Genomic DNA, 8,417 nt, shown 5'->3' with positions numbered 1-8,417 from the left:
GGGCCTCCACCTGCTGCTCGCGCTGCTCGGCGCGGTCGTCGCGGCGGGACTGTGGGGCGGCCTCGCCGGCTTCCTCAAGGCCCAGACCGGGGCCCACGAGGTCATCACGACCATCATGCTCAACTACGTCGGGCGGTTCCTGCTGCTCTACTTCCTGGCCAAGGAGTCCTTCCAGCGGCCCGGAGCGGAGAACCTGCTGTCGCCACCGGTGGCCGACTCGGCGTCGTTCCCCTCGATCCTCGGCGTGCACACGGGCTTCCTCCTCGCCCTCCTCACCGCCCTCGTGATCTGGTGGCTGCTCGAGCGCAGCACCTGGGGGTTCGAGATCCGGGCCGTCGGCGCCAACCCCGACGCCGCCCGCACCGCCGGGATGAGCGTGGCCCGCGTCTACATCACCGCCATGACCGTCGCCGGCATGCTGGCCGGCCTGGCGGTGGCCATGCAGCTGCTGGGCCGTCAGGACCCGCTGAGCGACCAGATCGCCGGCAGCATCGGCTTCGACGCCATCACCGTCGCCCTGCTCGGCCGCGCCACCCCGCTCGGGACCGTGCTGGCCGGGCTGCTGTTCGGGGCACTCTCCTCCGGAGGCCTGGCGATGCAGGCCGCGGCCGGCGTACCGCCCGAGATGTCGCAGGTGCTGCAGGCCATGATCGTGCTCTTCGTGGCCGCACCCGCACTGATCCGGGGCGTGTTCCGCATCCGCGGGACCGAGCACGCCTCCACCGTCATGGCGAAGGGGTGGTGAGGATGGGAGCCACCGACACCATCACCGCACCGCCGGCGGGCACGCCCGTGGAGGACCCACGCGTCCGCGACCGGGCCGACGTGGCCCGGCAGGTCCGGCTGGTCATCACCTTCGCGATCAGCGTCGGGCTGCTCGTCTACTTCGCGCTGAGCATCGACAGCACCTCGGTCACCTACATCCTGGGCGAGCGGGTCAGCGTCGACGACCGGCCCAAGGAGCTCACCACCACGTGGGTCTCGTGGGGTGCCGTGGCGGTGTCGACCGTCGCGCTGGTCCTGGCCGCGCTGAACCGCTTCCCGCGGCGCTGGCCCGGAGTGCTGCTCGCCCTGCTGGTCGGGATCACCTTCTACCTCGGGTTCCTGATGTGGGCCTACGCCGACCAGGGCGGCGCCTTCCAGGCGGCGATCGCCAACCCGATCCCGGGCACGATGCGCATCGCCACGCCGCTGGTGCTCGGCGCGCTGGCCGGCTGCCTGTGCGAGCGCGCCGGCGTCATCAACATCGCGATCGAGGGCCAGTTCCTCGCCGGCGCGTTCTTCGCCTCGGTCTTCACCAGCGTCGCCTACAGCTCGCTGGTGTTCATCCCGGTGGCACTGTGCGCACCGTTCGGCCTGGTCGGCGGCGTGCTCGCCGGCGTCGGCATCGCCGCGCTGCTGGGCCTCTTCGCGCTGCGCTACCAGGTCAACCAGGTGGTGCTCGGAGTCGTGCTGGTGGCACTGGCCTCCGGCCTGACCGCGTTCCTGCTGGGGCAGATCCCCGGGAGCCAGAAGGACATGTTCAACAACCCCGAGATCCTCGAGGAGATCCGCATCCCGGTCCTGGCGGACATTCCCGTGCTGGGCGAGGCGCTGTTCAACCAGACGATCCTGGTCTACCTGATGTACGCCTCGGTCGCGATCGTGACCTTCCTGCTCTTCGAGACCCGCTGGGGCCTGCGCGTCCGCTCGGTCGGGGAGCACCCGAAGGCCGCCGACACCGTCGGCATCAAGGTCAACCGGGTGCGGTGGCAGGCGGTGCTGCTCGGCGGCGTGTTCGCCGGTCTCGGCGGCGCCTACTACACCGTCGGCTCGACGGGCGCGTTCGACCGCGACGTCTCCGCGGGGACCGGCTTCATCGCGCTGGCCGCGGTGATCATGGGCCGCTGGCACCCGATCGGCGCGACCTTCGCGGCGATCTTCTTCGGGTTCATGTGGAACCTGCAGAACCAGCTGAGCTTCGTCGACAAGCTTCCGGGTGAGCTGCTCGGCGCAGCGCCGTACCTCGCCACCATCATCGCCGTCGCCGGATTCGTCGGCCGGGTCCGTCCGCCGGCCGCCGATGGCGAGCCGTACGTCAAGAGCTGACATGGCCGAGTTCGACTGGGCGGCCCTGACCGCCGCCGCCGTGGACGTGTCCGCACGCGCCTACGCGCCGTACTCCCGCTTTCCGGTGGGGGCGGCCGCCATGGTCGACGACGGCAGGGTGGTCGTCGGCTGCAACGTGGAGAACGCGGCCTATGGCGTGGTGCTCTGCGCCGAGTGCGGCGTGGTGTCGCAGCTGCACGCCACCGGTGGCGGACGGCTCACCCACTTCGTGTGCGTCAACGGCGAGGGTGCGGTGATCATGCCCTGCGGACGCTGTCGCCAGCTGCTGTTCGAGCACGGCGGCCGCGAGCTGCTGCTGCTCACGGTGTCCGGGGTACGACGGATGGACGAGGTCCTGCCCGATCCCTTCGGCCCCGACGACCTGGGCGTCGCGCGATGAGCGGCGGGCACGACGCGGTCGAGGTGATCATCGCCAAGCGTGATGGCGCCGAGCTGTCCGACAGCCAGATCGACTGGGTGGTGGCGGCGTACACGAACGGCGAGGTCGCCGACGAGCAGATGTCCTCCCTGGCGATGGCGATCCTGCTCAACGGCATGAACCGCCGCGAGATCGCGCGGTGGACCGCGGCGATGATCGCGTCGGGGGAGCGGCTCGACTTCGGCGACCTGTCCTGGCCCACCGCCGACAAGCACTCCACCGGGGGAGTCGGCGACAAGATCACCCTGCCGCTCGCGCCGCTGGTCGCCGCCTGCGGGGTCGCCGTACCGCAGCTGTCCGGGCGCGGGCTCGGCCACACCGGCGGCACGCTCGACAAGCTGGAGGCGATCGCGGGCTGGCGCGCCGACGTCACCAACGCCGCGATGTGGGACCAGCTGCAGTCGGTGGGAGCCGTGATCTGCGCTGCCGGGTCCGAGCTGGCGCCGGCGGACAAGAAGCTCTACGCGCTGCGTGATGTCACCGGGACCGTCGAGGCCATCCCCCTGATCGCCTCCTCGATCATGTCGAAGAAGATCGCGGAGGGCACCGGCGCGCTGGTGCTCGACGTCAAGGTCGGCACCGGAGCCTTCATGAAGGACGTCGACACCGCGCGTGAGCTGGCCTCCACCATGGTGGAGCTCGGCACCGACGCGGGCCTGCACACCGTCGCGCTGCTGACCGACATGTCCACCCCCCTGGGGCTCACCGCAGGCAACGCCGTCGAGGTGGCCGAGTCCGTCGAGGTGCTGGCCGGAGGCGGTCCCGCCGACGTGGTCGAGCTGACCGTGGCGCTGGCGCGCGAGATGCTCGCGGGCGCCGGCCGCACCGACGTCGAACCGGCCGACAAGCTGGCCGACGGGTCGGCCATGGACGTGTGGCGCTCGATGATCTCCGCGCAGGGCGGCGACCCCGACGCCGGGCTCCCCGAGGCGCGGGAGTCGCACGTCGTGGCCGCGCCGGCGACGGGCGTGCTGACCCGCCTCGACGCGCTGGCGGTCGGCATGGCGGCCTGGCGCCTGGGCGCCGGCCGGGCCCGCAAGGAGGACCCGGTCCAGCCCGGCGCGGGTGTGGTCTGGCACGCCCGGCCCGGCGATCAGGTCACCGAGGGCTCACCGCTGTTCACGCTGCTCACCGACGACGAGTCACGCTTCGACCGGGCACTCGAGTCGCTCGACGGTGGCTTCGACGTCGAGCCGGACGGCTCGTCGTACCAACCCTCCCCGCTGCTCATCGACCGGATCAGTTGAGTTGGGGATTCCCGTCCGTTGAGTCGGGGATTCCGGCGCACTCGAGGGTCACCGATCCCCTATTCGTGGGGCGGGAATCCCCAACTCAACGTCAAGGCAGGAGGAGTACGACGGTCTCGGCGACGCAGGCGGGCTTGTCCTCGCCCTCGATCTCGACCACGTGCCTGAGGGTGAGCTGCTTGCCCGAGGGCAGGTCGGTGACGTCGCCCACCGAGACCGTGTTGCGGACCCGTGAGCCGACCCGCACGGGGTGGGGGAAGCGCACCTTGTTGACGCCGTAGTTCAGCTTGGCGCCGGGTGTCTCCAGCGAGAACACCTGGCTGCCGAGCCACGGCACGAGCGACAGGGTGAGGTAGCCGTGCGCGATCGTGCCGCCGAACGGCCCGGTGGCCGCCCGCTCGACGTCGACGTGGATCCACTGGTGGTCACCGGTGGCGTCGGCGAACTTGTCGACGCGATCCTGGTCGATGGTGACCCACTCGGTGGTGCCGAGCTCCTCGCCCGTGGCGGCGGCGACGTCGTCGAGGCTGGTGAAGACACGCATGGGTGGAAGGATAGGCGGGTGAGTGTTCCCAGCCATGACCAGGTACGCCAGGCGCCCAAGGTGCTCCTCCACGACCACCTCGACGGAGGGCTGAGGCCCCAGACGATCATCGAGCTCGCCGGCGAGATCGGCCACGAGCTGCCGGCCGGTGACGCCGGATCGCTCGGGCAGTGGTTCGCGGACTCGGCCGACTCGGGGTCGCTCGAGCGCTATCTCGAGACGTTCGACCACACGGTCGCGGTGATGCAGAGGGCCGACGCGCTCACCCGGGTCGCACGGGAGTGCGTCGAGGACCTCGCCGACGACGGGGTCGTCTACGCGGAGGTCCGCTACGCCCCGGAGCAGCACGTCTCCGAGGGGCTCACCCTGGACCAGGTGGTGGCCGCCGTCCAGGCGGGCTTCGACGCGGCGACACGGGCGGCGGGCGGCAGGATCGTGGTCCGCCAGCTGCGGACCGCGATGCGCCACCAGGCCCGGTCGCGGGAGATCGCCGAGCTGGCGGTGGCCTGGCGGCACCGGGGGGTGGCCGGGTTCGACATCGCCGGCGCGGAGGCGGGCTACCCGCCCACCCGGCACCTCGACGCCTTCGAGTACCTCCAGCGCGAGAACGCCCACTTCACCATCCACGCGGGGGAGGCCTTCGGGGCGCCGTCGATCTGGCAGGCGATCCAGTGGTGCGGCGCCGACCGGCTCGGCCATGGCGTCCGGATCATCGACGACATCACCGTGCACGGAGACCCCGGCGGGGGCGGCCAGCCGTCGGCGGAGCTCGGCCTGCTGGCGGCCTACGTCAGGGACAAGCGGATCCCTCTGGAGATGTGCCCCACCTCCAACGTGCAGACCGGTGCCGCCGCCTCGATCGCCGAGCACCCGATCGGCCTGCTCAAGCGGCTCAGGTTCCGGGTCACCGTCAACACCGACAACCGGCTGATGAGCCGGACCTCGATGACCGAGGAGATGTGGGCACTGGTGGGGGCCTTCGGCTACGACCTCGACGACCTGCGCTGGTTCACCATCAACGCGATGAAGTCGGCCTTCCTGCCCTTCGACGAGCGGCTGGCGCTGATCGACGAGGTGATCAAGCCGGGGTACGCCGCCCTGGCCGTCGGCGCGGCCCCGGCATGAGGGCCGGGACCGGGCGCGAGGTGATTGGCCGGCCATGAGCCTCGACGTCGTGGGTTCCCTCTTCACGATCACCCTGGCCGCGGCCGTGGCCCCGTTGGTGGTGGGCCTGCTGCTGCGCTCCAGGGTGGCGGAGGTCGTGGTGCTGCTGGTCCTCGGGATGGTGATCGGGCCGGAGGTGCTCGGTCTGGCCACGCCGAGCGACGCGGTCGACGTGCTGCGCGCTCTCGGCCTCGGGATGCTCTTCCTGCTCGCCGGGTACGAGATCGACATCGACGAGCTCATCGGTCCGGGCGGGCGCCGCGCCGGGCTCACCTGGCTGTTCAGCATCGTTCTGGCGATCGGCCTCACCTTCCTGCTGGAGTCGCTGGGGGTGATCGGTGCGGAGGTGGCGATCGCCATCGTCCTCACGTCCACCGCGCTCGGGACGCTGCTGCCGATCCTGAAGGACTCCGGCCTGCTCGGCAGCAGGTTCGGGGCAACCCTCCTCACCCACGGCGCGTACGGCGAGCTGGGACCGATCCTGGCCATGGTCCTGCTGCTGAGCACCCGCGGTCCCCTGGCGTCCGCACTCGTCGTACTGGCCTTCGTGTCCGTGGCGGTCCTCGTCTACGTCGTCAGCTGGTGGCTCTCGCGCCGGGAGTCCCGGCTCCTCGAGCTGGTCAAGGAGGGTGCGGAGAACTCGGGGCAGCTACCGGTCCGACTGGTCATGCTCCTGCTGGTCGGACTCGGTTCGGTCGCCGCGGAGCTCGAGATCGACGTCGTGCTGGGTGCGTTCGCGGCCGGGATGATCCTGCGCCTGCTGGTTCCCGAGGGTCACGAGCCGCTCGAGCTGAGGCTGGAGGGCCTCGCCTTCGGGTTCCTGGTCCCCTTCTTCTTCGTGACCTCGGGCATGGCGATCGACCCGAGCGCGGTCCTGCGGAAGCCGGAGGTGCTGGTGGCCTTCGTGCTGCTGATCCTTCTGGTGCGCGGCGTGCCGGTCTGGCGGGCCACGCTGATCGACCAGCCCGACGGTCACAGCTTCACGCGTCGTGAGGCGTTGGCCATGGGCCTGTTCGCCTCGACCGGGCTGCCGATCATCGTGGCCGTCACGACGGTCGCCGTGTCCTCGGGACACCTCAGCCCGGAGAACGCCTCGGTCCTGGTGGCCGGCGGCGCGGTCACCGTGCTGGTGTGCCCGCTGGCCGGGCAGCGCCTCCTGCGCGGGGCCCGGCTCGTCCCGGCGGCACGCTGACCGGGGCCGGCGCGGTCAGCGCCCGGCGTCGGCGTGCCCGCCCAGCCGGGAGATCGCCCGGAACGCCTCGTCGGGGGTGACGGGCAGAGCGCCGAGCTGCTCGGCGTGGTCCACGACGCGGCCCTGGTCGCGCATCAGCGACCACCCTCGGCGCAGCAGCACCAGCGGCGGCTTGCGGTGCTCGCGCAGGTCCCGCGTCAGCCGCCGCCAGAACGTGACCAGGCGGTGCTGGCGGATGCAGTACGCCGCCGCGAGCAGCCCGCGGTCGGCACACCCCCGGACGACCTCGGGCGCGAAGATGCCCTCGGCCACGAAGAGCGTGGCCCCGTCGAGGTCGAGCACCCGGGACCCGCACCGGCCGTTGCGGGCGATCTCGTAGACCGGCACGTCGGCCACCCCGTCGCGGCAGAGCTGCTCGAGGACGACGAGGGCCTCCTCCAGCAGCCAGGAGTCCGGATCGTCCCAGTCCGTCAGCCCGGCGTTGGCGCCGCTGGTGATCCGCGGGAGCGTCGGGTCGCCGCCGCTCTTGTAGAAGTCGTCGAGGCGCAGGACGGGCAGCGCGAGCCGCTCGGCGAGACGCGACTTGCCGGCTCCCGACGGGCCGGCCAGGACGATGACGCGGGCGGGCAGATCAGACCCCGATCGGGTGCCAGACGGTCTTGGTCTCGAGGAAGGTCGTCATCGCGTCGATGCCGGGATCCCCCGACCAGTCGGGCTCGGAGTCCGGCGCGCGGCGTACCCGCTTGAGGTTCTCGGCCGCCCCGATCTCGAGGTTCCGCGCGAGGTCGGCGTCGCCGGCCACACCCGTGAGGTCGATCGCGTTGACGTCCATGTGCCCGGCCAGCCAGGGGCCCACCGTGGCCGCGGCCCCGGTGAGGATGTTGACCACGCCACCGGGCACGTCGGAGGTCGCCAGCACCTCCGAGAAGGTGACCGCCGGCAGCGGCCGGTCGTACGACGACACGACCACGACCGTGTTGCCGGTGACGATCACCGGGGCGACCGTGCTGACCAGCCCCAGCAGCGAGGACTCCTGCGGTGCGAGCACCGCCACGACGCCGGTCGGCTCGGGCGTCGACAGGTTGAAGTAGGGCCCGGCCACCGGGTTGGCGCCGCCGACGACCTGGGTGATCTTGTCCGCCCAGCCGGCGTACCAGACGAGTCGGTCGATCGACTCGTCGACGACCTTCTCGGCCCGGGCCGCGGTGAGCCCCTCGGACTGGCGCACGGCCTCCACGAACTGCGGCCGGCGGTCCTCCATGACCTCGGCGACGCGGTAGAGGATCTGGGCCCGGTTGTAGGCGGTGCGCGACGACCAGCCGGCGAACGCCTTGCGGGCCGCCTGCACGGCGTCGCGGGCGTCCTTGCGGGAGGCGAGGGCGGCGTTGGCGACGAACTTGCCCTTGCTGTCGCTCACGGCATAGGAGTGGCCGGACTCCGAGCGCGGGAACGCGCCACCGATGAAGAGCTTGTAGGTCTTGCGGACGTCGATCCTGCTCACTTGAGGTATGCCTCCAGACCGTGGCGGCCGCCCTCGCGGCCGTAGCCCGACTCCTTGTAGCCGCCGAAGGGGCTGGTCGGGTCGAACTTGTTGAACGTGTTGGCCCACACGACTCCGGCGCGCAGGTGGTTGGCCATGTGCAGGATCCGGGAGCCCTTGTCGGTCCAGACTCCCGCGGACAGGCCGTACGGCGTGTTGTTGGCCTTCTCGATGGCCTCCGACGGGGTGCGGAACGTCAGCAC

Annotated in this window: 10 protein-coding genes; 6 read left to right on the top strand and 4 right to left on the bottom strand. The window is 71.4% G+C overall.

Annotation, left to right across the window (positions count from 1 at the left end; translation table 11 throughout):
• The 4 genes from VFN12_RS04140 to VFN12_RS04125 form a co-directional block, all read left to right on the top strand.
• The coding region (locus tag VFN12_RS04140; protein ID WP_325117325.1) for an ABC transporter permease at positions 1 to 745 on the top strand (745 nt) is incomplete at its 5' end.
• A 2-nt stretch (positions 746 to 747) separates the two neighbouring features.
• Positions 748 to 2,088: an ABC transporter permease gene (locus VFN12_RS04135; protein ID WP_325117323.1), complete on the top strand. Its 1,341-nt coding sequence runs from the start codon at positions 748 to 750 to the stop codon at positions 2,086 to 2,088.
• Position 2,089: 1 nt separating this feature from the next.
• Positions 2,090 to 2,488: a cytidine deaminase gene (locus tag VFN12_RS04130; protein ID WP_325117321.1), complete on the top strand. Its 399-nt coding sequence runs from the start codon at positions 2,090 to 2,092 to the stop codon at positions 2,486 to 2,488.
• Positions 2,485 to 3,774, top strand: a complete 1,290-nt coding sequence (locus tag VFN12_RS04125) for a thymidine phosphorylase (RefSeq protein WP_325117320.1) — start codon at positions 2,485 to 2,487, stop codon at positions 3,772 to 3,774. Before VFN12_RS04130 ends, VFN12_RS04125 begins: the two co-directional genes overlap by 4 nt.
• Before the next feature lie 91 nt (positions 3,775 to 3,865).
• Here VFN12_RS04125 and VFN12_RS04120 read toward each other — a convergent pair whose 3' ends face one another.
• Positions 3,866 to 4,318 carry a MaoC family dehydratase gene (locus tag VFN12_RS04120; protein ID WP_325117319.1) on the bottom strand — a complete coding sequence of 151 codons (453 nt, stop codon included), beginning with the start codon at positions 4,316 to 4,318 and terminating at the stop codon, positions 3,866 to 3,868.
• An 18-nt stretch (positions 4,319 to 4,336) separates the two neighbouring features.
• Here VFN12_RS04120 and VFN12_RS04115 point away from each other — a divergent pair, with 18 nt between their 5' ends.
• Both VFN12_RS04115 and VFN12_RS04110 read left to right on the top strand, forming a co-directional pair.
• Positions 4,337 to 5,443, top strand: coding sequence for an adenosine deaminase (locus tag VFN12_RS04115; RefSeq protein ID WP_325117318.1), 1,107 nt, complete (start codon positions 4,337 to 4,339; stop codon positions 5,441 to 5,443).
• A gap of 34 nt (positions 5,444 to 5,477) precedes the next feature.
• The gene (locus VFN12_RS04110; protein ID WP_325117317.1) at positions 5,478 to 6,674 is read left to right on the top strand and encodes a cation:proton antiporter; all 1,197 of its coding nucleotides are present in this window, start codon (positions 5,478 to 5,480) and stop codon (positions 6,672 to 6,674) included.
• A gap of 15 nt (positions 6,675 to 6,689) precedes the next feature.
• On the opposite strand, the gene VFN12_RS04105 is transcribed toward VFN12_RS04110, so the two are convergent.
• The 3 genes from VFN12_RS04105 to VFN12_RS04095 form a co-directional block, all read right to left on the bottom strand.
• A complete protein-coding gene (locus tag VFN12_RS04105) occupies positions 6,690 to 7,061 on the bottom strand; it encodes a hypothetical protein (RefSeq protein WP_325117316.1) in 372 nt (123 codons plus the stop codon).
• A gap of 244 nt (positions 7,062 to 7,305) precedes the next feature.
• Positions 7,306 to 8,175: an aldehyde dehydrogenase family protein gene (locus VFN12_RS04100; RefSeq protein WP_325117315.1), complete on the bottom strand. Its 870-nt coding sequence runs from the start codon at positions 8,173 to 8,175 to the stop codon at positions 7,306 to 7,308.
• On the bottom strand, positions 8,172 to 8,417 hold a 246-nt coding region (locus VFN12_RS04095; protein ID WP_325117314.1), incomplete at its 5' end, for an aldehyde dehydrogenase family protein. The genes VFN12_RS04100 and VFN12_RS04095, both read right to left, overlap by 4 nt.

This window comes from Nocardioides sp. (assembly GCF_035703625.1).
In the GTDB taxonomy this organism is placed as follows: domain Bacteria; phylum Actinomycetota; class Actinomycetes; order Propionibacteriales; family Nocardioidaceae; genus Nocardioides.
Note: the sequence above shows the minus strand (reverse complement) of the source record. Positions and strands in the feature narration are given on the sequence as shown.

Coding starts and splice junctions, on each gene's coding strand:
- VFN12_RS04135 (WP_325117323.1), top strand. CDS start 748: ATGGGAGCCACCGACACCATCACCGCACCGCCGGCGGGCACGCCCGTG.
- VFN12_RS04130 (WP_325117321.1), top strand. CDS start 2,090: ATGGCCGAGTTCGACTGGGCGGCCCTGACCGCCGCCGCCGTGGACGTG.
- VFN12_RS04125 (WP_325117320.1), top strand. CDS start 2,485: ATGAGCGGCGGGCACGACGCGGTCGAGGTGATCATCGCCAAGCGTGAT.
- VFN12_RS04120 (WP_325117319.1), bottom strand. CDS start 4,318: ATGCGTGTCTTCACCAGCCTCGACGACGTCGCCGCCGCCACGGGCGAG.
- VFN12_RS04110 (WP_325117317.1), top strand. CDS start 5,478: ATGAGCCTCGACGTCGTGGGTTCCCTCTTCACGATCACCCTGGCCGCG.